The organism is Tepidiphilus sp. J10, from assembly GCF_006980785.1.
In the GTDB taxonomy this organism is placed as follows: domain Bacteria; phylum Pseudomonadota; class Gammaproteobacteria; order Burkholderiales; family Rhodocyclaceae; genus Tepidiphilus; species Tepidiphilus olei.
Window position 1 is genome coordinate 226700 of record NZ_SBHP01000002.1, and the last position, 22760, is coordinate 249459.

At 64.5% G+C, this 22760-nt stretch carries 20 protein-coding genes; 7 read left to right on the plus strand and 13 right to left on the minus strand.

Translation table 11 applies throughout. The annotated features are described in order from the left end of the window. The first annotated feature begins 15 nt into the window (after positions 1-15). The 4 genes from mutS to EPD81_RS05735 all read left to right on the plus strand — a co-directional run bounded on the left by mutS (position 16) and on the right by EPD81_RS05735 (position 5967). Positions 16-2655, plus strand: coding sequence for a DNA mismatch repair protein MutS (gene mutS / locus EPD81_RS05720; RefSeq protein WP_221929232.1), 2640 nt, complete (start codon positions 16-18; stop codon positions 2653-2655). Between the two features lie 253 nt (positions 2656-2908). Continuing rightward, positions 2909-3445, plus strand: a complete 537-nt coding sequence (locus EPD81_RS05725) for an ATP-dependent zinc protease (protein ID WP_142804480.1) — start codon at positions 2909-2911, stop codon at positions 3443-3445. Positions 3446-3450: 5 nt separating this feature from the next. Continuing rightward, entirely contained in the window at positions 3451-4980 is a 1530-nt protein-coding gene (locus EPD81_RS05730; RefSeq protein WP_142804481.1) for an inactive transglutaminase family protein, read from the plus strand. Positions 4981-4983: 3 nt separating this feature from the next. Next, the gene (locus tag EPD81_RS05735) at positions 4984-5967 is read left to right on the plus strand and encodes an alpha-L-glutamate ligase-like protein (protein WP_142804482.1); all 984 of its coding nucleotides are present in this window, start codon (positions 4984-4986) and stop codon (positions 5965-5967) included. On the opposite strand, the gene dnaQ is transcribed toward EPD81_RS05735, so the two are convergent. Genes dnaQ through EPD81_RS05750 form a run of 3 tightly spaced genes read right to left on the minus strand, consistent with a single transcriptional unit; the run spans position 5951 to position 7857 of the window. After that, entirely contained in the window at positions 5951-6667 is a 717-nt protein-coding gene (gene dnaQ / locus EPD81_RS05740) for a DNA polymerase III subunit epsilon (RefSeq protein WP_142804484.1), read from the minus strand. The genes EPD81_RS05735 and dnaQ overlap by 17 nt on opposite strands. Before the next feature lie 3 nt (positions 6668-6670). Beyond that, the gene (gene rnhA / locus EPD81_RS05745) at positions 6671-7135 is read right to left on the minus strand and encodes a ribonuclease HI (protein ID WP_142804485.1); all 465 of its coding nucleotides are present in this window, start codon (positions 7133-7135) and stop codon (positions 6671-6673) included. Next, positions 7132-7857, minus strand: coding sequence for a class I SAM-dependent methyltransferase (locus tag EPD81_RS05750; RefSeq protein WP_206673205.1), 726 nt, complete (start codon positions 7855-7857; stop codon positions 7132-7134). Before EPD81_RS05750 ends, rnhA begins: the two co-directional genes overlap by 4 nt. Between EPD81_RS05750 and gloB the strand changes: the two genes are divergently transcribed. Then, complete coding sequence (gene gloB, locus EPD81_RS05755) at positions 7856-8632, plus strand: hydroxyacylglutathione hydrolase (protein WP_142804486.1); 777 nt, start codon at positions 7856-7858, stop codon at positions 8630-8632. The two genes, EPD81_RS05750 and gloB, sit on opposite strands and share 2 nt — an antisense overlap. A gap of 16 nt (positions 8633-8648) precedes the next feature. Here gloB and EPD81_RS05760 read toward each other — a convergent pair whose 3' ends face one another. After that, entirely contained in the window at positions 8649-9698 is a 1050-nt protein-coding gene (locus EPD81_RS05760; RefSeq protein WP_142804487.1) for a diguanylate cyclase domain-containing protein, read from the minus strand. After that, positions 9661-10140, minus strand: a complete 480-nt coding sequence (locus EPD81_RS05765) for a peptidylprolyl isomerase (protein ID WP_142804488.1) — start codon at positions 10138-10140, stop codon at positions 9661-9663. The genes EPD81_RS05760 and EPD81_RS05765 overlap by 38 nt, the downstream gene beginning before the upstream one ends. Before the next feature lie 163 nt (positions 10141-10303). Here EPD81_RS05765 and EPD81_RS05770 point away from each other — a divergent pair, with 163 nt between their 5' ends. After that, positions 10304-12403, plus strand: a complete 2100-nt coding sequence (locus EPD81_RS05770; protein WP_142804489.1) for a PAS domain-containing methyl-accepting chemotaxis protein — start codon at positions 10304-10306, stop codon at positions 12401-12403. Positions 12404-12419: 16 nt separating this feature from the next. Here EPD81_RS05770 and EPD81_RS05775 read toward each other — a convergent pair whose 3' ends face one another. Beyond that, complete coding sequence (locus EPD81_RS05775) at positions 12420-14198, minus strand: M61 family metallopeptidase (RefSeq protein WP_142804490.1); 1779 nt, start codon at positions 14196-14198, stop codon at positions 12420-12422. A gap of 72 nt (positions 14199-14270) precedes the next feature. Here EPD81_RS05775 and EPD81_RS05780 point away from each other — a divergent pair, with 72 nt between their 5' ends. Next, complete coding sequence (locus tag EPD81_RS05780) at positions 14271-16310, plus strand: bifunctional diguanylate cyclase/phosphodiesterase (protein ID WP_142804491.1); 2040 nt, start codon at positions 14271-14273, stop codon at positions 16308-16310. On the opposite strand, the gene radA is transcribed toward EPD81_RS05780, so the two are convergent. The 7 genes from radA to EPD81_RS10665 all read right to left on the minus strand — a co-directional run. Then, the gene (gene radA, locus EPD81_RS05785; protein WP_142804492.1) at positions 16304-17692 is read right to left on the minus strand and encodes a DNA repair protein RadA; all 1389 of its coding nucleotides are present in this window, start codon (positions 17690-17692) and stop codon (positions 16304-16306) included. The two genes, EPD81_RS05780 and radA, sit on opposite strands and share 7 nt — an antisense overlap. Next, complete coding sequence (locus tag EPD81_RS05790; RefSeq protein WP_142804493.1) at positions 17692-18633, minus strand: LysR family transcriptional regulator; 942 nt, start codon at positions 18631-18633, stop codon at positions 17692-17694. The genes radA and EPD81_RS05790 overlap by 1 nt, the downstream gene beginning before the upstream one ends. A gap of 6 nt (positions 18634-18639) precedes the next feature. Then, a complete protein-coding gene (gene rluB, locus EPD81_RS05795; RefSeq protein WP_370456499.1) occupies positions 18640-19566 on the minus strand; it encodes a 23S rRNA pseudouridine(2605) synthase RluB in 927 nt (308 codons plus the stop codon). Next, complete coding sequence (gene scpB, locus EPD81_RS05800) at positions 19532-20113, minus strand: SMC-Scp complex subunit ScpB (protein WP_142804496.1); 582 nt, start codon at positions 20111-20113, stop codon at positions 19532-19534. The genes rluB and scpB overlap by 35 nt, the downstream gene beginning before the upstream one ends. Beyond that, positions 20110-20952, minus strand: a complete 843-nt coding sequence (locus EPD81_RS05805) for a ScpA family protein (RefSeq protein ID WP_142804498.1) — start codon at positions 20950-20952, stop codon at positions 20110-20112. The genes scpB and EPD81_RS05805 overlap by 4 nt, the downstream gene beginning before the upstream one ends. Beyond that, positions 20949-22151: a tryptophan--tRNA ligase gene (locus tag EPD81_RS05810; protein WP_142804500.1), complete on the minus strand. Its 1203-nt coding sequence runs from the start codon at positions 22149-22151 to the stop codon at positions 20949-20951. Before EPD81_RS05810 ends, EPD81_RS05805 begins: the two co-directional genes overlap by 4 nt. 38 nt (positions 22152-22189) lie before the next feature. Beyond that, the coding region (locus tag EPD81_RS10665) for a site-2 protease family protein (protein ID WP_185955370.1) at positions 22190-22760 on the minus strand (571 nt) is incomplete at its 5' end.

Here is a 22760-nt window from a genome sequence, read left to right on the forward strand (position 1 = left end):
CGAACGTTTTTGCCCATGCCCGTGTCGCACACCCCCTCCGTCGCCGATCTCTCCGCCCATACCCCCATGATGCAGCAATATCTGCGCCTCAAGGCGCAGCATCCGGGGTGCCTGCTGCTCTTTCGCATGGGGGATTTCTACGAGCTCTTCTACGAGGACGCCGAGAAGGCCGCGCGGTTGCTCGATCTCACGCTCACTACCCGCGGCCAGTCGGCTGGAGCCCCCATTCCCATGGCCGGCATCCCGTTCCATGCATTGGAGACGTACTTGGGGCGGCTGATACGCGCTGGCCTGGCGGTGGCCATCGCCGAGCAGCAGGGCGAGCCGGGCGCGCAAAAGGGGCCGATGGAGCGGGTGGTGACCCGCATCGTCACGCCGGGCACGCTCGTCGATGCAGCGCTGTTGGACGAGCGCAGCGATGCGCCGCTTGCCGCACTGTTTACCCGCAAAGGGAAAATGGGCGTGGCGACCCTGACGTTGGCGAGCGGCGACTTTCGCCTGCTGGTGTGCGACGCCGCCGAGCTGGAAGCGCAATTCGAGCGCCTGCGCCCGGCCGAGGTACTCGTGCCCGAGGATCTGCCTTTGCCCGCGGTGTTGGAGACGGAGCGCACACCCTTGCGCCGCCTGCCCGGCTGGCAGTTCGATGCGACGATCGCTCGGCGCCTGCTCACGGCTCATTTCGGCGTGCAGGATCTGGCCGCCTTCGGCGTGGAAGCGATGCACGAGCCGGCGCTCGCCGCGGCTGCGGCGCTTTTCGAGTACGTGCGCCAGACGCAGAAGAGCGAGCTCGCCCATGTGCGCGCCCTGCGCCTCGAGCGCGACGACGACTATCTCTGGCTCGACGCCGCCACGCGGCGCAACCTCGAACTCACCGAGACGCTGCGAGGCGAATCCTCCCCTACCCTCTTCTCCACGCTCGATTTCACCCGCACGGCGATGGGTGCGCGTTGGTTGAAGCAGGCCCTGCACCATCCGCGGCGCAGTGCTGCTGCCGCGCGCGAACGCCAGGCGGTGATCGGCAGGCTGCTGGCGCAACCGCGCACCTTGGATGCGCTCCTCGAGCGGCTCGACGGCTTGGGCGACCTGGAGCGGATCGCGGCGCGCATTGCGTTGGGCACGGTGCGCCCCCGTGAGCTGGCGGCGCTGCGCGCCTCGCTGCGCCGTCTGCCCGAGCTGAGGGCGTTGCTCGAATCACACCGCGAGGTGCCGCGCCTTGCCGCGCTGACCGACGCCATGGCGGTGCCCCCCGAGGCGCTCTCGCTCCTCGAGCGCACGCTCGCCGACGATCCTCCGGCGCTGGTGCGCGACGGCGGCGTGATCGCCCCGGGGTTCGATGCCGAACTCGACGAATTGCGCGCCTTGCACAACGACTGCGGCGCCTTCCTGCTCGAACTGGAAGCGCGCGAGCGCGAGCGCACGGGCATCGCGACGCTCAAGGTCGAATACAACAAGGTGCACGGTTTCTACATCGAGGTGAGCAAGACGCAAGCCGACAAGGTGCCAGCCGACTACCGTCGGCGCCAGACGATGAAAAATGCCGAGCGTTTCATCACCCCCGAGCTCAAGGCCTTCGAGGATCGGGCGCTGTCGTCGGCCGAACGGGCGCTCGCGCGGGAGCGTTTTCTCTATGAAGAGTTGGTACGTCGGCTGCTTGCCTGGGTGGCGGCGCTCCAGGAGGCCGGGCGCGCTGCCGCCGAGCTCGACGGGCTCGCTTCGCTCGCGCAAGCCGCCGAACGTTACGGCTACGTCGCACCGGAATTTACCGACACGCCGGGGCTCGCGATCGACGGTGGGCGACATCCCGTGGTCGAGCGTCAGGTGGAAACCTTCGTGGCCAACGACGTGCGGCTCGACGGCGCGGCGCGGCGGCTGCTGGTGATCACCGGCCCCAACATGGGCGGCAAATCCACCTTCATGCGCCAGACGGCGCTGATCGCCCTTCTCGCCTACGTGGGCGCCTGGGTGCCGGCACGGCGCGCCGTCATCGGGCCGCTCGATGCGATCTACACCCGCATCGGGGCGAGCGACGATCTCGCCTCGGGCCGCTCCACCTTCATGGTGGAGATGACGGAGGCGGCCTATATCCTGCACCACGCGAGCGAGCGTAGCCTCGTACTGATGGACGAAATCGGCCGGGGTACCTCGACCTTCGACGGCATGGCGCTCGCCTGGGCGATCGCGCGCCACTTGCACGGCAAGAACCGCGCCCTCACCCTCTTTTCGACGCACTATTTCGAGCTCACGCGCCTGGCCGAAGAGCTGGAAGCCTGCGCCAACGTGCATGTGGAAGCGGTGGAGCACGAGGGACGGGTGGTCTTCCTCCACTCGGTGCGCGAAGGGCCGGCGAGCCGCAGCTACGGCATCCACGTGGCCGCGCTCGCGGGCATGCCGCGCGCCGTGCTCACCCAGGCCCGCCGCGAACTGGCGCGCCTGGAAGCCCGCGCCCTGGAGGAGAGCCGCCAGCCCCAGCTCTTCGCCTGTGAACCCACGGACGACGACTTGCCGCCCGAACCCGAGCGCGTGGAAGTGCTTCCTGCCTGGCTAGAGCCGCTCGCCGACGTCGATCCGCGCGCGCTCACCCTGGGAGAGGCGATCGCGTGGTTCGAGCGCCTGCGCGCCGTACTGCGGGCAGCCGAGGGAGAATCTCGACCCTAGCGGGATGAGCACCTTCGGGTGTCTCGAATAACCCATCATCATACATGGATTCCGCTGCGACCGGATTGCAGGCGTCTTTCCTTGGCGTTTTTCGTAGCCTTCCGAGGTGGCACGGACGGCGTAACTGTATCGAATCGTGTTGAACCGGGAATCAAGAAATCAGAATGCTACAATGAAAGCCGGCATCACGATGCTCACCAGACTTCGTCATTTTAGTCGATTTTCATCTTTCTCTTCCTTGGAGGTCGGGTCCATGAGGTTCCAAGCCCATCTCATGTCGCTGTGTCTGCTGATCCTGCCGCTCGTCGGCGTGGCTGCTGAAAAAACGATCTATGGCCTGCATGAATATGTCGGCATCCCTGATTTCGACTTGGAAGTCAAGGCCAAACTAGACACCGGCGCCGTGACCGCGTCGCTCAGCGCACGCGACATTACCCGTTTCGAGCGCAAGGGGGAACCTTGGGTGCGGTTCTATCTGGCCATAGATGGTGCACACGCACATCCCATCGAACGACCGATCAAGCGTATCAGTAGGATCAAACGCCGTGCCGACGATTTCGACCCGAAAAAAGAAAAGCCCTATACCGAAAGGCCCGTCATCGAGCTCGACTTGTGTATCGGTGAGACGAAACGCACCATCGAAGTCAACCTCACCGACCGTACTTCGTTCGAATACCCGCTTTTGATCGGTTCCGATGCCCTCGTCAGTTTTGGCGCCGTGGTTGACCCAAGCCGATCTTTTACCGCCGGCAAACCCGGTTGTCTCAAAAAATCCAAAACTGATAAGTAATCAACATGCGCGCACTGAGTCTGCATTTGAAGATCCTGATCTCTCTGCTCGTTGTATTGGGAGTTTCGGTTACTGCCTATCAAATCTTCGTTCTCGGCATTCCAATTACCGAAGACGTAATCGACGACCTCTGGAATATCGAAGCCAAGATCGAATTCCAAGCCAATCCAGGCGTGCCCGTGAAACTGCAGATGTATGTGCCGCCATTGGATCAGGATTTCGTCAGCCTCAACGAGAGTTTCATCTCCAACAACTACGGCGTCAGCGTGAACCAGGTCAATGGAAACCGCCGTGTAACCTGGTCAGCGCGCCGCGCCAACGGCAAACAGACGCTCTATTATCGCTTGGTGGTGACCAAGCGCTACAGCGCAGAGCAAAGCAAACCCACAGGGCCTGTTTTCCGTGACCCAATCCCGATCGAAGGCCCGGAGAAGATCGCCGCCGAAGCCTTGCTTTCATCCATTCGTCAGCACTCCGCCGACATCGAAACCTTCATCAGCGAAGCGATCAAGCGGGTCAACAATCACAACGACGACAATGTCAAAATTCTTCTGGGCGGCGATACCTCGATCCAGAACAAGGCTCGCGTCATCGAGCTGATCCTCTCCATGGCGCACGTGCCGATGGAACGCGTACACACCATCCGATTGAACGCCGATCAACCTCAGACGCCGGAACTTTGGCTGCGCAGTTTCAATGGTAATAGGTGGCTGTTCTTCAATCCACAAACCGGTGCACAGGGTTTGCCCAACGACCGTCTGATCTGGTGGACCGGTGACGAGCCACTGATCAACCTGGAAGGTGGTCGTAACCCGAAGGTGACATTCACGTTGAGCAGCAGCGAGTTGAACGCGATCCGCCTAGCCAAAATGATCGACGAGAACACCGAGGCCAACATCCTGAAGTATTCCCCTCTCTATGACCTGCCGCTGCAAACCCAGCAGCTTTACCAGATCATCCTCATGATCCCCGTTGGCGTGCTGGTTATTCTGATACTTCGTAATCTTATTGGCATAGATACGCTCGGTACATTCACGCCGGTGCTGATCGCTTTGGCATTCCGTGAAACCCAGATCGGTTACGGTATCATCCTATTCACCCTGATCACCGCGCTTGGCCTGGCGCTGCGCTCATACCTGGAACACCTCAAGTTGCAAATGTTGCCCCGCTTGTCAGTGGTACTGACCTTCGTCGTGGCATTGATCGCAACGATCAGTTTGTTCAGTCACAAACTCGGCCTGGAACGTGGATTATCGGTTTCGCTGTTTCCCATGGTGATCTTGACCATGACCATCGAACGCCTATCCATCACCTGGGAAGAACGTGGCGGCGGTCACGCTTTCAAGGTGGGGATCGGAACGCTAATCGCAGCGAGCTTGGCGTATTTACTGATGAATATCCGGGAATTGGCTTACTTCATCTTCACCTTCCCGTCCGTACTACTGCTCATAGTAGCTTTCATGCTGGCGATGGGACGCTATCGCGGGTATCGCCTGACCGAATTGTTCCGATTCAAAGCCCTGGCAAAGGACTGAGTCATGTTCGGTCTGATCGAGACGTGGAGGGCCCTGGAAGCCAAAGGGGTCATGGGCATCAACCGGCGTAACGCCGATTACGTGCTCATGTACAACGAACGCAGTCTGTATCCGCTCGTCGATGACAAGATCCTTACCAAGCAGCGCGCCATCGAGGCAGGCATTCTCGTACCGGAGATGTACGGAGTCATCGAGACCGAGAAGGACATCGAAAAACTACAGGACATCGTCAAGGATCACCAAGATTTCGTCATCAAGCCGGCTCAGGGCGCTGGCGGCGATGGGATTCTGGTGATCGCCGGGCGATTCGAAGGTCACTACAAGACGGTATCCGGCAAAATTTTGACCCACGAAGAGATCGAGCATCACATATCCAATATCCTGACCGGCCTCTACTCGCTCGGCGGCCATCGCGACCGTGCCTTGATCGAGTATCGCGTCAAGCCCGATCCGATTTTCAAGAGTATCAGCTATGAAGGCGTGCCGGACATCCGTATCATCGTACTGATGGGCTATCCTCTCATGGCCATGCTGCGTCTGCCTACCCGCCAGTCGGGCGGTAAGGCCAACCTGCATCAGGGTGCCATCGGCGTTGGCGTCGATCTTGCTACCGGCATTACCTTGGGCGGCACTTGGCACAACAAAAAGATCACGAAGCACCCTGATACCAACAACGCGGTAAACGGCATTCGGCTGCCCAGTTGGAGCGGGTTCATGCGGCTCGCCGCCGACGCTTACCATCTATGCAATCTGGGCTACATAGGGGTCGATATGGTGCTAGACCAAAACAAAGGTCCGCTGATCCTCGAACTGAACGCGCGCCCGGGGCTGAATATCCAGATCGCCAACAACTGTGGCTTGCTCCCCCGTGCCCGCGCCGTGGAACGCCACTTGGAAACGCTCAGAGAGAAAGGTATTCAGGAAACCGTCGAGGAACGGGTAAGGTTTTCTCAGGAACACTTCGGCCATGTCACGTCGCACGACTGACCGCAAGCGTGCGCCACAGCGTCTTGCCACCGCTCGCCTTGTCGATCTCTGCGAGCACCGCTTCATGGGCGATGAGCTCTTCCTCGCTCGGTCGCAGCACCCGCAGGGCCGGCCGTGGGGTGCCATCGCGCAGAGCGCCGCGCTGGGCCCTTGCCGCGGGCGTTGCATCCAGCATCAGGGTTTCCTGCCCGCGGGTCATCGCCAGATAGACTTCGGCGAGCAATTCGGCGTCGAGTAGCGCGCCGTGCAGGGTGCGGTGGCGGTGGTCGATGCCGTAGCGCTCGCACAGGGCATCGAGCGAGGCTTTCTTGCCGGGAGCGATCGTCTTGGCGAGCTTGAGCGTGTCGATCACGCCGCTGACCACCGTCTCGATCGGATCCCGTCCCAGGCGAGAGAGTTCGGCGTTGAGGAATCCCAGGTCGAACGCCGCATTGTGGATGATGAGCTCGGCGCCGCGCACGTAGTCGAGGAATTCGTCGACGATGTCGGCGAAACGCGGCTTGTCGGCGAGCATCTCGTCGGTGATGCCGTGCACCTCCACCGCTCCGGCGTCGATCGGGCGCTCGGGGTTGAGGTAGCGGTGGAAGCGATTGTCGGTAAGGCGCCGTGCCAGCAGCTCGACGCAGCCGATCTCAATGATGCGATCGCCGTTCTTCCAATCGAGCCCCGTAGTCTCGGTGTCGAGCACGATCTGATGCATGGTTCATTTCTCCTGCAGGGCGCCGCGGCGCACTTCGTCGATGCCGCGGCGGGCGAGCTCGTCGGCCCGTTCGTTGCCTTCGTCCCCGGCATGCCCGCGGACCCAGTGCCATTCGATGGGAAAACGCGAAGCGAGCGCGTCCAGCTCCTGCCAGAGGTCCTGGTTGGCCACGGGCTTGCCGGCGGCGGTACGCCAGCCGCGGCGTTTCCACTGCGGCAGCCACTCGGTGATGCCTTTTTGCACGTACTGGCTGTCGGTGTAGAGCGCCACCGGAACGGCTCGACGCAACGCCCGCAGTGCCTCGATCACCGCGCGCAGCTCCATGCGGTTGTTGGTGGTGGCGGGTTCGCCCCCCCATAGCTCCTTGCAGTGGCCGTTCCAGCGCAGCACCGCGCCCCAGCCGCCGGGGCCGGGATTGCCGGAACAGGCCCCGTCGGTATGAATCTCCACTTTTTTCTCTGCGCTCACGATCTTCGTTCCAGTCGCGCACGCTCGGCGATGGCCGCGAGCCGCTCGGCACGCTGTTTCTTGCGTTTCTGCCAATCCGGCTGGATGATCCGCATACCGGGCACGCGCTTGACTGCGTCGAGCACGTAGACGCCGCCCAGGAGCGGCCACCAGCGGTCTCCCGCCGCCTCGAAAGCGCGTCGCGCACGAGATGGCGCCCCGTTGCCGGGCGGGGCATAGAGGCCGAAACGCCCTCCGCGAGGCTCGAAACCGAGCACGAGCAGACGGTCCTTGAGACGCGGCACGGTCATGCTGCCCGGCAAGTGCGGCCAGCGCTCGCGGCGCAGGAGCAGCCGCCAAGGATACCAAGGGTTGAACCCAAAGAACAGCGCATGACCTTCCGGCACCAACACGCGCTCGATTTCGCGCAGCAGCGCATGGGGATCGGCGCTGCGATCGAGCGCGAACGGAACCACGACCAGATCGAGGGCGTTCGCTTCGAACGGCAGTTCGTCCCAGGCGGCGCGCACTTCCCCTCCTTCGGGGTCGCAGCGCCAGCGCCAGGGAATGCGGCAGGAAGCGAGCAGATCGCGCTGTGGCAGGCCGAGCTGGATGGCGTAGAATCCAAAGACGTCGGCGACGAAGCGATCGACGACCTCCTCACACCAAGCCCAAACCCGTTCCCCACCCGGCGATTCCAACCAGGCGGAAAAAGCCGGTTCTTGCATTTCAGGAGAAGCCATGACCCAAACGTTCCTCGAACCCATCGCCGCTTTGAGCGACAATTACATTTGGCTGGTGCACGACGGCCGGCACGCCGTGGTAGTCGACCCGAGCGAGGCCGACCCCGTGCGCGCGGCACTCGCCGCCCGAAGGCTCGCCTTGGCGGCCATCCTCGTGACGCACCATCACTTCGACCACGTAGGAGGCGTGCCGGCGTTGCATGCCGAGTACGACGTTCCGGTGTTCGGACCGGCGGCCGAAGACATCGGCTGCCTCACGCAGCGGTTGCGCGAAGGCGATACGGTGTCGATTCCTCAACTGGACCTCACGCTCGAGGTGTGGGAAATTCCCGGTCATACCCGCGGGCACCTCGCCTATGTGGGCGCGGACTTCGTCTTTTGCGGCGACACCCTCTTTTCCGCCGGCTGCGGCCGCCTCTTCGAGGGAACCCCGGCGCAGATGTACACCTCGCTGCAGCGGCTCGCCGCGCTGCCCGAGTCGACCCGCGTATGCTGCGCCCATGAATATACACTGGCCAACCTGCGTTTCGCCGCGGCGGTCGAGCCGGAGAATGCCGAACGAGCCGAATATCAGCGTCGTTGCGAGCAAAAACGGGCGGCCGGCGAGCCGACGCTGCCGAGCACGATCGGCCTCGAGCGCGCGATCAACCCTTTCCTCAGGGTACATTTGCCGAGCGTAGCCACGGCGCTCGCGCGGCATTACGGGCATTGCCCCGACGATCCGGTCGAGCGCTTTCGTCTGCTGCGCCAATGGAAGGACGGCTTTCGCGGCTGATGCACGTAGGCGCGGCTCAACGAGACGCAGGCAAAGAGGACGCCATGACATCCGCATCGAAAATGACAACTCGGTTCCTGCCTTCTTTTTTCGCCCGATAGAGGGCGGCATCGGCAAAGTCGATGAGGCGGCTCGCCGGCATGGCCGGCAAGGCGGCCGGATGCGCCACGGCCCCGCCCACGGAGATCGTCACGTGTTCCGCCATACCCTGGGCCGGGTGGGAAATGCGCAATTTATCCACGTTCTCACGGATGCGCTCGGCGATGTGGCGCGTACCGGCCAGGTCGGTGTTGGGCAACACCACGGCGAATTCTTCGCCGCCGTAGCGCGCGGCCATGTCTCCCGGACGCTGCAAAGACCCGGCGATGGTGGCGGCGACGATCTTCAGCGTATCATCGCCTGCCAGATGCCCTAAGCTGTCGTTGAACGCCTTGAAGTGATCGACGTCGATCATCAAAAGAGCGAGCGGGCGCTCCTCGCGGCGGCAGCGGGCCCACTCGCGCGCGAGCTTGTCGTCGAAACCGCGCCGGTTGGCGATGCCGGTGAGACCGTCGAGATTGGTGAGGCGGCGAAGTTTCTGGTTGGCCTCGTCAAGCCGCCGGGTGAGCAGAAGGAGGTTCTGCTGGGCGTGCGCCAGGCGCAGCATGGCGCGCAGCTTGGCCGCCAGCACCACGAAGGAGACCGGCTTGGTGAGATAGTCGTCGCCGCCGGCCTCGATTCCCGCCTCGATTGCCCCCTCATCGCTGCGGGCAGTGAGAAAGATGATGGGCGTCCATTCTCCCGCGCGCTCGGACTGGCGGATGCGCCGGGCCACCTCGATGCCGTCGATGCCAGGCAGAATCACGTCGAGCAGCACGACGTCCGGGTTGTGGTAAAAGAAGCTCTCCAGCCCTTTCTCGCCGCTGTCGGCCAGCAAAGGGATGCAACCCATTTTTTCGAGATGGCGTGCGAGCACCGCGGCGCTGGTGAGCGTATCCTCGATCACCAGCACCTTGCGCTCGCTGCCGGGGAGCTTGCCGGTGGACGCCTCAGTGGGCGTGCCCGCCGGCTCCGTGAGGGTGTCCATGGGCGATCTCTTCGGGCGTAGCGGGACGCACGTCGGCGACTTCGAGGTCGAATACCAGCGCCATGCCCGCGAGAGGGTGGTTGCCGTCGACCACCACCTTGCCTTCGGCGATGTCGGTGATGCGATAGAGGATGTCGTCCTCGCCGTCCTCACCCACGCGCTCGAACGCCATGCCGACCTCGATGTTCTCGGGAAAGAGGCTGATGTCCTCGACGAAGACGAGCTCTTCGTCGTACTCGCCGAACGCCTCTTCGGGCTGCAGCTTGAGGCGCAGGGTATCGCCCACTTGCTTGCCCTGCAGCGTTTCCTCGATCTTGGGGAAAATGCCGTCGTAGCCGCCGTGCAGATAGACCAGGGGCTCCTTGCCGTCGTCGATCAACTCGCCGTCGCTGTCGCGCACCGTGTAGCGCAGCGTGACCACCGTGTTTTTTGCCACTTCCATGGAACGAACTCCGTACAATCAAAGTAAGATGACATCGCCCGAGGATACCCCCGTCCGATGCCAAGCCATTGTAGCAGCATGATCGCTGGCGCGGCAGGAGGTTCCTAAAGTTTTTATTGCGCCTGCCGTAATTACAAAAATCCACCAACCCGAGAGTCCGACCATGCGGATCAACGAACCCGTGACGCAACAGGAATACCCCGTGCGCGACGACGTGGTGATCGTCTCGCACACCAACAAGAAAGGCGTCATCAAATATGTGAATGACGACTTTTGCGAATACGCCGGGATGACGCGTGAGGAGCTCATCGGCCAGCCGCACAACGTCATCCGCCATCCCGACATGCCGCCCGAGGTGTTCCGCGACCTGTGGGAAACCATCCAGAGCGGTCATCCCTGGCAAGGGGTCGTCAAGAACCGGCGCAAGAACGGCGATCACTACTGGGTCAAGGCCACGGTGGCCCCGCTGCCCGACGGCTCCGGCTACATGAGCATTCGGCTCAAAGCCGCACCGGAGGAAATCGCCGCCGCCCAGGCACTCTATGCCCGTATGCGCTCCGACCCCTCGCTGCGGCTCGAGCGCGGCAAACCGCGTCCCTCGGCGCCGGTGCGCTTCCTGCGCCGCATCACCCTCAAAGCCCGCTTCTGGACCACGGTGGCTGTGGCGATGCTGCTCTTCGTCGGCATGGGCTTTACCGCGGTGCAGACGCTGCAAAGCGAGATCGACATAATGAGCTCGATCTACCGCGATCGCGTGCTCCCGCTTACCGATCTCTCCACGGTGAAGCACCTCATCGAACGCAAGGGCGCGATGCTCTACCGGGCCTTCGGCGAGGCGGCCACGCTCTACGGCACTGGCGAGTATTACCGCGAAGAATGGCAGGAAATGGATCGCGCCGCCGCCGAGATCGACCGACGCATCGCTTCCTACCTGGAGAGCAGCGTCGACACGCAGGAGCGTGCCTTGTTCGAGCAGTTTCAGTTCGCCCGCAAGGCGTATCACGAGCTTTTGATGACGGCGCGAAGGGCTCTGGAGCAGGCGCCGGATCGCGAAACGGCCCTGGCGATCGCCGGAGGTTTCTTGACCGCGATGGAAGAGCGGGGCAAGCTCGTCCATAAGAGCCTGGACGAACTCATCGTGTTCCAGCGGACCGAGACCGATCGCGGATTGCAAAAAGCCGTCGGCGAAGCCAAGGCTACCGAATACGCTTTGCTCGGCTTGGGCGTGCTCGGTTTCGTCCTGCTCGCCATCTTGGCCGCCTGGGCCGGACGGCGCATCGAACGCGGTATGGAAAACATGCTCGGCATGGCCCGCTCGATCGCCGCGCTCGACCTGCGCACCGACGTCGATGACCTGCAACGCGACGAGATCGGCGATCTGCTCGATGCGCTCAAGATCATGCGGGCGCGTTTCTACGAGGTGGTGATCACCTTGAGCCAGGTCGGGCACAAGCTCGAGGAAGCGGTGCAGGACGAGACCCGGCGCGCGCTGCAGACGTCGGATGCCGCCTCGCAGCAGGCCGAAGCGGCGCAGCGCATGGCGAGCAGCATCGAGGAGCTCTCCACGAGCATGGACGAGGTGGCGGCCAACGCCGAACGCTCGGCCCAACAAGTGGCCGAGGGGGTCGCCCGCAATCGCGCGGCTGCCGCCCGGGTGCGAGCGAGCGCCGAGAAGACCGAACGGCTCGCCGACGAACTGGGCACCATCGCGAACGAGGTGCAATCGCTCACCGAAGCCATGAATTCGGTGCGCTCGGTGGTCGAGGTCATCCGCGAGATTGCCGAGCAGACGAATCTGCTCGCCCTGAATGCCGCGATCGAGGCGGCACGCGCCGGCGAACAGGGCCGCGGCTTCGCGGTGGTGGCCGACGAAGTGCGCAAGCTCGCCGAACGCACGGCCAAGTCCACCGTCGAGATCGGCGAGATGATCGGCCAGGTGGAAGAAAAAGTGGGAACGACGGTGGCCCACATGGCCGAAGGTCAGCGTACCGTGGGCGAGACCGTGGAATCGGCTCGCGAAGCCGCGCAGGAAATCGCCCTCGTCGAACAAAACATGGACCAGATCGGGGCGCAGGCGCTGGCGATTCGCGACAGCGTCCAGGAGCAGGCCGCCGTGACGCGGCATGAAGCCGAGGAAGTGAGCCACATCGCCGAAATGGCGGAAGCCCTCGCGCGTCTGGCGCAGCAGGGACGGGAGCTCGCGCGCGACCTCGATACCATGACGCAGGCCATGGCGCAGATGCTACGTCAGTTCCGCACCTGAGGTCGGTGCGAACGATTTACTGCTGCGCGGCGGGATGCAGCCAGGAATGCAGGCGCTCCCGCTGTTGCGCCGTGGCACGCGGCATGCGGCGCAACTCCACTCGCTCGAGCGCCGGCGGCGCGAGTTCCAGGCTCGTCTGAAAAAGCCGTCCTTCGCGAAAGGCGTGCACGGCGATTCGTGCCCCCGCGCCGCGGCGGCGCAGCACGCTCTCCCACTGCGCGGAACTCGCCTTGAAGCCATCGACCGCGATGAGCTCGTCGCGCGGCGCGATGCCGGCGCACTCGGCGGCTCCGCGCCGGCGCACCGTCGCCACGCGCATCGAGTCGCGCTCGAAGCGCAGCCCCGCGTCAGGCAAAGCAGCCCTCACCTCCCGCCATTGCACGCCGAAACGGCGCAGCAACGCCGCCAAGGGCGGATCCTCCGTGCCCTGGACCATCTTCTCCAACCAGCGCGCGAGCCGCGCCCCGGCCATCTCGCGGAGCACGGCAAAGGGCGTATTTTCTTCCAGCCCCTTGCCGCTGCGACCATGGCGTTCCCACAAGAGGCGCAACAGCGCATCGAGCGACGCTCCGCGTTCGCGCAGCTGCAGGTCGAGCGCCAAGGCCAGCAACGCCCCTTTGGCATAGTAGCTCACGTTGGTGTTGGCGCTGTTCTCGTTCGGACGATAGAACTTGATCCAGGCATCGAACGAGGCGTCCGCCAGGCTCTGCCGCAGACGCCCCGGGGTGGTCAGCACCTGCGTGGCCGTTTTCGCCACGAGCGCGAGGTAACGGTCCGCGTCGATCACCCCGGCGCGCACGAGCAGCAGATCGTCGTAGTACGACGTCCAGCCCTCGAAGAGCCACAGCAGGCGCGTGTAGTTTTCGCCGAAGAGATCGTAGGGGGTAAAGGCGGCGGGTTTGAGGCGCTTCACCACCCAGGCATGGAAATATTCGTGGCTGAAGAGCCCCAGCAAGCGAACGTACTCGTCCGACGGCGCCCCCATCCCCGGCCAGGGCAGGTCGCGACGCGCCGCCAGGAGCGCCGAACTCTCGCCGTGCTCCAGACCCCCATAGCCCTCGTCGGTGAGCGTCAGAAGGAAGAGATAGCGGCGAAAAGGGATGTCGCCGAACAGTGCCTGGGTGGTGCTACAGATCGCCGTCAGGTCGGCGGCAAGGCGTTGCCGGTCGACGGGCTCGATCTGCCCGGTGAACGCCAACGTGTGCGGCACGCCCCCGGCGGTGAATTCGACGAACTCGAGCGGCCCCATCGCCACCGGCGCGTCGATGAGGTTATCATAATCGGGCGCACGATAGTCCCCGAAGCTCCACGGGGCCGTCCCTTCGACGCGCTCGAGGGCCGTGGCCACGCGCCAGCCGGCACAACGGGAATCGGAGGGAGGAACGAGCCGAATCCGATGTTCCTCGCGGCTTCGACCTTCGACACGCAAAAAGAGACTCGTGCCATTGAAAAACCCCCGGTTCGTGTCGAGCCAGGCTTCGCGCACCGAGGCGTCGAACGCCCACACGCGGTAGCGGCAGCGCACCGCGCGAGCACCGCGTGGCGGCAGCAGACGCCAGGAACACTTGTCGATTTTGGTGACGGCAAGCGGCCGTCTCGTCCCATCGCTCAATACCGCTTCGGCGGTCAACTCGAGCACGTGGCGGGCGAACTCGCGGATCAGATAAGAACCGGGGATCCATACCGGCAGGCGCAGCAGGAGCGATTCCTCACCGGCAAGCGGAACATCCATGTCGACCCGAAATTCATGGGCGGCGGGATCGTCGCAGTAAACCGTATATTCTATAGTCATCATCGTTCTCCTCGCCCTAACAGCGAATCCACGGCAAGGGTCCTATAATGCCTCAAAATCTCCCGTGCGCCCTCCATGACCGAATCCCTCGCCCTCGTCCTGTGCCCCTCGCCGTCCGAACGAAACACGCTCCTCGCCGTGCTCGAATCCCTGGGCTACGAAACTCTGGTAGCGGAAACACCCGAAGGAGCCATCGCGCACTTCGAACGGCGCCATCCCGACCTCGTGGTGCTCGAAGGCGGCGAAGGACTTCCCGTGCTTTTGCGGGAGCTGCGCCGCCGGCGCCGACACGAGATCGAATTCTTCGTGCTGGCGCCTACGGAAGAAGGCGCCATCCGCGCACTGGAATCCGGGGCGAGCGAGGTTGCACTTGCGCCCCTGCATCCGGTCTTGCTGCGCCATCGCCTCCAGCGCCTGCATGCCGAACGCCTGCTGCAGCGCAATTTCCACAGTCTTCAGCAACTATGTACCACGGCCTCTCGCATCGCCGGCATCCTCGGCTGGGGTTGGCGGCCCGACGAGGACCGATTCCATTGGCCCGACGAAGCCCATCAGTGGTGGCGCGGCGAGCCACCGCCCAACCGTGCGGCATTGCTTGCCCGGGTCCACGACGAAGACCGCTTACGCGTGGAAACGACGCTCGAGCACCTGTGCCTCCTCGGCCGGCAGGCAGAGGTGGAATTTCGCCTCGAGGAAGAACCGCCCCGCTTCGTGCGGCTGGTTGCCGAACCCTGTGAAGAAGAGGCTTCCCTCATCCTCGGCGTGCTGGTCGACGTCACTCTCGCACGTCGTTTCGAAGCCACGCTCGAGCGTCTGACGCACTACGACGAGCTCACCGGCATTCCCAACCGGGCGCATTTCCTGCGCGCGGCGCGGGACATGATCCGTCAGGCCACCCCTGAAAGGCCTCAGCTTCTCCTGTGCCTCGACGTCGCTGGGCTCGCGAACATCAACGATGCCTTCGGTGACCGGGCAGGAGACGAACTCCTACGCACTCTGGCGCAGCGTCTCGCCCAATGGGCAGCACGTCATGGCGGGGTGGCGAGCCGTTTCGGCAGCGACGAATTCGTCGCCCTCGTGAGCCTCGGTTCGGAGAGCCGTGAAGCAGAGCCGATCGAAGAGCTGCTTGCCACCTTGCACAATCCGGTCGGCGTACTCACGACAGGCGGGGAACGACAGGAGCTCCATCCCCGTGTCACCCTGGGAGGCGCCTGGATTCCGGCTGCCGGCACCGACGTCGAAGCCCTGCTGCGGCTCGCCCGTCACCAGCAACGCCAAGCCAAGGAGCGCGGACGGCGTTACTTCCTCACGAGCGACGCGGAATCCGGCGAAACCCCGCTCCTGCAGCTCGAATCCGATCTGCACCAGGCGATCGCACGCCAGGAATTCTTCGTCCTCTATCAGCCGCAGCGTGCACTGGAAACGCAGCGACTCGTCGGAGCGGAAGCCCTGCTGCGTTGGCGCCATCCGGAGCGCGGCGTACTGCCGCCGATCCAGTTCATTCCCCTGCTCGAGGAGACGGGGCTCATCGTCGAAGCCGGGCGTTGGGTGATCGACACCGTCTGCGCCCAACTCGCTGCCTGGAGCGACGCCGGTCTGCCGTTGCGGGTGGCGATCAACCTCTCGCCGCGCCAGATTCTGGACGACGGGCTGGTCGATCACATCGCCGACTGCCTGCAGCGCCACCGCCTGCTCCCGCAGCGGCTCGAATTCGAGATCACCGAAACGCTGGCCATCCGCGACCCCGAACGCGCCCGCGCCATGATCGCCGCCATCCGCTCGCTGGGCTGCCCCGTAGCCCTCGACGACTTCGGCGTAGGCTACGCCTCGCTCGAATACATGCTGCAGTTTCCCTTCGACGCGATCAAACTCGACATGTCCTTCGTCCATCGCCTGGTGGAGACCCCGGTCGATCGCGCCATCGTGCGCGGCGTCGTCACCATGGCCGACGCTTTGGACAAGCGCGTGATCGCCGAAGGCGTGGAGACGGCCCGCCAGGCCGATTACCTGCACGCGCTCGGAGTAGACGAAATCCAGGGCTGGCACGTGGGCAAACCCATGCCACCCGCCGATCTGATCGGGGAACTACGCAAAGAGCGGCAGCGCACTCAATGACGCAGCTGCGCAAGCGCTGCCTCGATGCGATCGACCCCAATCACCTCCAGCCCCGGGATGGGCTGCTTGGGGACGTTGGCGCGCGGCACGATCGCCTGGGTAAAGCCGAGCTTCGCGGCCTCGCGCAAGCGCTCCTGCCCGCGCGGCGCCGGCCGGATTTCGCCAGCGAGCCCCACTTCGCCGAAAACCGCCAGACGCAGCGGCAGGGCCCGGTTCCTGAGCGAGGAGACGATGGCGAGCGCCATCGCCAAGTCGGAAGCCGGTTCGGTGATGCGCACTCCGCCCACGGCATTGACGAACACGTCCTGGTCGAAACACGACACGCCGGCATGGCGGTGCAGCACGGCGAGCAGCATCGCCAGACGGTTGGGCTCCAGCCCCACCGTCAGGCGCCGCGGCGTGGGGCTCGCCGAACCGTCGACGAGTGCTTGAATCTCCACGAGCAGCGGTCTCGTACCTTCGAGCGTGACGAGGATGGCGCTGCCGGGCACGTCCGCCCGGTGTTCCGAGAGAAAGATCGCCGAGGGATTGCTCACCGCCTTGAGCCCCCGGTCGGTCATGGCGAACACACCCAGTTCGTTCGCTGCGCCGAAGCGGTTCTTCACCGCGCGCACCAGGCGAAAGCTCGAATGCGCGTCCCCTTCGAAATAAAGCACGGTGTCGACGATGTGCTCGAGCACGCGCGGCCCAGCCAGGCTCCCTTCCTTGGTGACGTGCCCCACGAGCAGCACCGCCGTGCCGCTTCCCTTGGCGTGGCGAGTGAGCTGTGCGGCGCACTCGCGCACCTGCGCCACCGACCCGGGCGCGGAGGTGAGCGCTTCGGTGTACATCGTCTGGATGGAGTCGATCACCATCACGCGCGGCGCGAGCACCTGCGCCGCGGCGAGCACCCGTTCGAGCTGGATCTCGGGCAGCAGCGGCAGCGGCAAGCCCGCCAGCCCCAGGCGCTCGGCCCGCAACGCCACCTGCTCGGCCGATTCTTCTCCCGTGACATAGAGCACGGGGCCGGCGCCAGCAGCTTCCAGACGGGCGAGCGCCTGCAGCAGCAAGGTGGACTTGCCGATACCGGGGTCGCCGCCCAGCAGGACCACCGCCCCGGGCACGATGCCGCCGCCGAGCACACGATCGAACTCGTCGATGCCCGTGGCTTGGCGCTGGAGGGGGCGGCGCTCGATGCGGTCGAGCGTGACCAAGCCCGAGCCCGCGTCGGCCGCGAGCGCCGCCGGGCGTTGGATGGCCCGATGCAGGGTCGGCCCCGAGTCGTTCGTCTCGCGCGTTTCCTCCAGCGTGTTCCACGCCTGACATTGACTGCACTGCCCCTGCCAGCGGGGAAAACGCGCGCCGCACTCGCGGCAGACGAAAACCGTGCGTGCCTTGGCCATCAGCGTCCGAAGAAGAATTCGGCCGAAGGCAGCTGCCGTTCCATGGTCTGGATACGCTCCCGGGCGAAATCGGCGAAGGTCATGATGAGTCGCGAGCGAAAACGATCCTTGGGCAGGATCAGTTCGAAGGGCGTATATTGCGGCGGATCGAGCGGTGCGGCCGCCAATTGCCCCGTACGCAGCTCTTCGAGCAAGGCCGCGCGGGAAGCGATGGCCACGCCGATGCCGGCAGCGGCGAGATGTTTCACCCCTTGCAGCGTTCCGATCTCGGCGGCGATTTCCAACGATTCGGGCGAGATCCCCGATGCTGCGAAAAACGCCTCGGCGATCTCGCGAATGCCGTTGCCCGGGTCGCGCTGGATGAACGGATGCTTCGCGAGCTGCTCGGCGCGTACGGGCTTGCCTTTTCCCTTGGCCAGAGGATGGTTCGGAGCGAAGATCGCCCATAGTTCGTCCCGGCCGATTTCCTCCTGCTCCAAACCGGGTTCCTTGGTGGCGATCTCGATGAATCCCAGATCGAGGTCGCGTTCGAGCACCCGTTGCTGCGTGAGCTGCGAAGTGCCTACCACCAGCCGCGGAATCACGCGCGGGTGGGCTCGCTTGAACTCCTCGATCACGCGCGGCATCCACCAGGTCGCCAGCGTGGTCGACGCGCCGACGCAGAGTAGCCCCGAGAGCTCGCTCGTGAGTTCGGCCACGCGCGTCTCGAGTTCCTCGTCGAGCGAGAGCATCTTTTCGGCATAGGCGAAGACGATCTCGCCGGCCGGAGTGAGCTTCAGCTTGCCGTGGCCACGCTCGAGCAGCCGCGTGTTGAAATGCTCCTCCAGCTGCTTGATCTGGAACGTGACGGCGGGTTGCGTCATGAAGAGCCGCTCCGCCGCCTTGGTGAAGGATCCCGCCTTGACGACGGTATAAAAGACCTGTAGTCGGCGATCAGCCATCGATGGTCACCTCTTCGAACGATGAGTAGTGGAGGGGCGCGGTGTGGTGCGCGGACGTGGGATCTTTCCTGCACGGGGGTTCGTTCGCTTCGTCTCGGAGGGGGTCAGCCCGAAGGTCTGCACCACCGACTCCGGCGGCAGTTCCATCCACATGCCGCGCTTGAGCCGTGGCGGCAGCGCCACGGGACCATAGCGCACGCGAATGAGACGGCTCACCGTAAAGCCCAACGCCTCGAACATGCGCCGCACTTCGCGGTTGCGTCCCTCCTTGATGATGACGTGGTACCAATGGTTGGTCCCCTCGCCGCCCGCATCGACGAGGGCTTCGAAACGCGCCGGGCCGTCTTCCAGGGTGATGCCGCCGGTGAGCTCCTCGACCTGCTGGGGCGTGAGTTCGCCGATGATGCGCACGGCGTACTCCCGCTCCAGCTCGTAGCGCGGATGCATCAGGCGGTTGGCGAGCTCACCGTCGTCGGTGAAGATGAGCAGGCCCGAGGTGTTGAAGTCGAGCCGCCCCACCGCGATCCAGCGCCCCTTGCGCAGAGCTGGCAAGCGATCGAACACGGAGGGGCGCCCCTCCGGGTCCTCGCGCGAGACGATCTCCCCTTCGGGTTTGTGATAAAGCAGCACGCGCGGGATTTCGCGCCCTGGCCGCCAGGCGAGGAGCTTGCCATCGACCTTGATCCGGTCGCCCGGCCCTACCCGATCGCCCAATCGCGCCGGTCGATCGTTGATCGCCACCCGCCCCTGCACGATCCACTCCTCGATCGTGCGGCGCGAGGCGAGTCCCATGCGCGCGAGTACCTTCTGCACCCGTTCGCGCGGTGCCTCGGTCGAGGCGGCCGGCGCCGGAGCGTCCTTGTGCGCACGGGTGCGCCGCGGCGCAGCGCGAGGCGTTTCAACTTCCTTGGTCTTCATCTTCATCCTTGTCATGCACTCCCTGCAGGGGTTCGAGCATCGCTTCGAGCTCGGCGAGCGGAGGCAGTTCCGCGACGTGGCGCAAGCCCAAATCGTCGAGGAATCGTTGCGTGGTGGCATAGAGCGCCGGCCGCCCCGGGCCGTCGCGATGCCCCACGACTTCGATCCAGCCTCGTCCCTCCAGCGTACGCAGCACCTGCGTCGAGACCGTCACGCCGCGGATCGCCTCGATGTCGCCGCGCGTGACCGGCTGGCGGTAGGCGATCACGGCCAAGGTCTCCCACACCGCCCGGCTGTAGGTGGGTGCGCGCTGGGCCCGTAGCCGGTCGAGCCAAGGCTGGATTTCGGAGCGCGTACGAAAACGCCAGCCGCTCGCCGTGCAGACCAGCTCCACCGCTTTACCGCTCCACTCCTGCTGCAAGTCGGCGAGCACCGAAGCGAGGATGTCCGCTCCCGGATCGGGTTCGAAGAGCCGCCGCAGCATGTCCAGCGTCAGCGGCTCGTCGGCCGCGAGCAGCGCCGCCTCCACGATGCGCTTGGTCGAAAAGGGGCCCGTCGTCATGGTTCGAGCGCCAGGGGTTCGGTTTCCGGTGCCGCTTCGGCCGAGCGCACCCAAAGAGGCGCGAAGGGCTCGCGCTGTTCCAGGTGCAAGGCCCTTTCCTTGCACAGCTCGAGCACGGCCACGAAGGTGACGGCCACGCCCAGACTCCCCTGCTCCGGTTCGATCAGCGTGGCGAACGCGAGCGCGCCGGCGGCATGATGCAGCCGGCGCAGCACGCGGCTCATGGCCTCGCGCACCGAAATGGCCTCCGCGGCGACTTCGTGCCGGCGCTCGAGCCGCAGGCGCTGCAGGATTCCCGTCCACGCCTCGATGAGCCGATCCAGGCTCGCCTCCGGCTGCGGCCGCTGCGGCGTATGCCCCCACTCGATCGGCCCGGCCCAGAGGAAATCGCGTCCCGCCCGCGGATGCTCGCCCAAGAGGCGCGCCGCGCGTTTGATGCGTTCATATTCGAGCAGGCGGCGCATGAGCTCGGCCCGCGGATCGTCGCCCTCGTCTTCCTGGAGCACCGAAGGGGCCCGTGGCAGCAGCGAGCGCGATTTGATCTCGAGGAGCGTAGCCGCCATCAAGAGGTAATCGGCCGCCAGATCGAGGTCGAAGCGGCGCATCGCCTCCACGTAGGCGAGATACTGCTCGGTGAGCCGCGCCACCGGGATGTCGCGCACGTCGAGCCGGTTCTTCTGGATGAGATACCACAAGAGGTCGAACGGCCCCTCGAAGGTTTCGAGAAAGACCCGCAGCGCCTCCGGCGGAATGAAGAGATCCTCCGGCACGGCGGTGAGCGGCTCGCCGTAGACGCGCGCGATCGGCGCCTCGGTGGCCAGAATTTCATCCCTACTCACGTGTAATCCAGGCCCATCGCCTCGCGCACGTCGCGCATGGTCGCCTGAGCGAGCTTACGCGCCTGCTCGCAGCCGTCGGCGACGACGTTGCGCACGAGACCGGGGTTCTCCACATAGGGCTGCGCCCGCTCGCGCATCTCCGCCTGTTCCGCGAGGATGGCCTCGAGCACGGGCTGCTTGCATTCCAGACAGCCGATCTTGGCGCTGCGGCAGCCCTCCTGCACCCACTGGTGCACCTCGGCATCGGTGTAGATTTTGTGGAACTGCCATACCGGACAGCGTTCCGGATCGCCAGGATCGGTGCGGCGCACCCGCGCCGGATCGGTCTGCATGGTGCGCACCTTGCGCGTGATCGATTCTGGGTCTTCACGCAGATAGATCGTGTTGCCATAGCTCTTCGACATTTTCTGCCCGTCGAGGCCGGGCATGCGCGAGGCTTCGGTGAGCAGCACCTGTGGCTCGACCAAGATGTGCTTGCTATAGCCTTCGAGATAACCGTAGAGCCGTTCCCGATCGCCCAACGACAGGTTCTGGGCTTCGTCGATGAGGGCACGGGCCTGCGCCAGTGCCTCGTCGTCGCCCTCCTGCTGGAAACGGGTACGCAACTCGAGGTAGAGCCGGGCGCGCTTGCTGCCGAGTTTTTTCACCGCCTCTTTGGCGTTTTCCTCGAAATTGGGCTCACGGCCATAGAAATGGTTGAAGCGGCGCGCCACTTCACGCGTGAATTCCACGTGCGGGATCTGGTCCTCGCCTACCGGCACGAGATTGGCGCGATAGATGAGGATGTCGGCCGCCTGCAGCAAGGGATAGCCGAGAAAGCCGTAGGTGGTGAGGTCCTTGTGCGAGAGCTTTTCGAGCTGATCCTTGTAGGTCGGCACCCGCTCGAGCCAGCCGAGCGGCGTGATCATGGAAAGCAGCAAATGCAGCTCGGCATGCTCGAGCACCCGGGACTGGATGAAGAGCGTGGCCTGGTTCGGATCGATGCCCGCCGCCAGCCAGTCGATGAGCATTTCCCAGGTGGCCTGGGAGATCACGTCGGGCTTGTCGTAGGTCGTGGTGAGCGCATGCCAGTCGGCCACGAAGAAAAGGCAAGGATATTCATACTGCAGGCGGGCCCAATTTTTCAGCACGCCGTGATAATGCCCCAGATGGAGGCGCCCGGTGGGACGCATTCCCGAAAGGACCCTTTCAGCATACATGGTTTTTTCGCCTTTACGGTTCGTAGAATTCGAAGGTGCTAAAAGCCGATCGTCGCGAGAATTGCGCTGCGTACCGCGACGAACATCGGCCACAGGATGGAGGAGCCCACCCCGCTGATCATGGCCACCAGCAGGATCGCGATGCCGTACGGCTCCAGCCGCGACAAGGCCCAGGCCGGACGCGGCGGCAATACGCTCACGAGCATGCGACCGCCGTCGAGCGGCGGCAGCGGCAGGAGGTTCAATACCATGAGGGCGACGTTGATCGAGATGCCGGCATCGGCCATGCGCGCGAGCGGCACTGCCCAAAAGGGGGGCAGGAACGTGAGCGAGAGCTTGAAGAGCAAGGCCCATCCGAGGGCCATCGCCAAATTGATGCCGGGCCCTGCGCCCGCCACCCAGAACATGTCGCGCTTGGGATGACGCAAGCGGGAGGGATCGACCGGCACTGGTTTCGCCCAACCGAAGAGCAGCGCTCCGGCGCCGGTGAGCAGTGACAGCAGGAGAATGCCCAGAGGCACGAGGAGGGTGCCCACCGGGTCGACGTGACGCAGTGGATTGAGCGAGATGCGCCCGGCACGCTCGGCGGTGGGATCGCCGAAAGCCCGG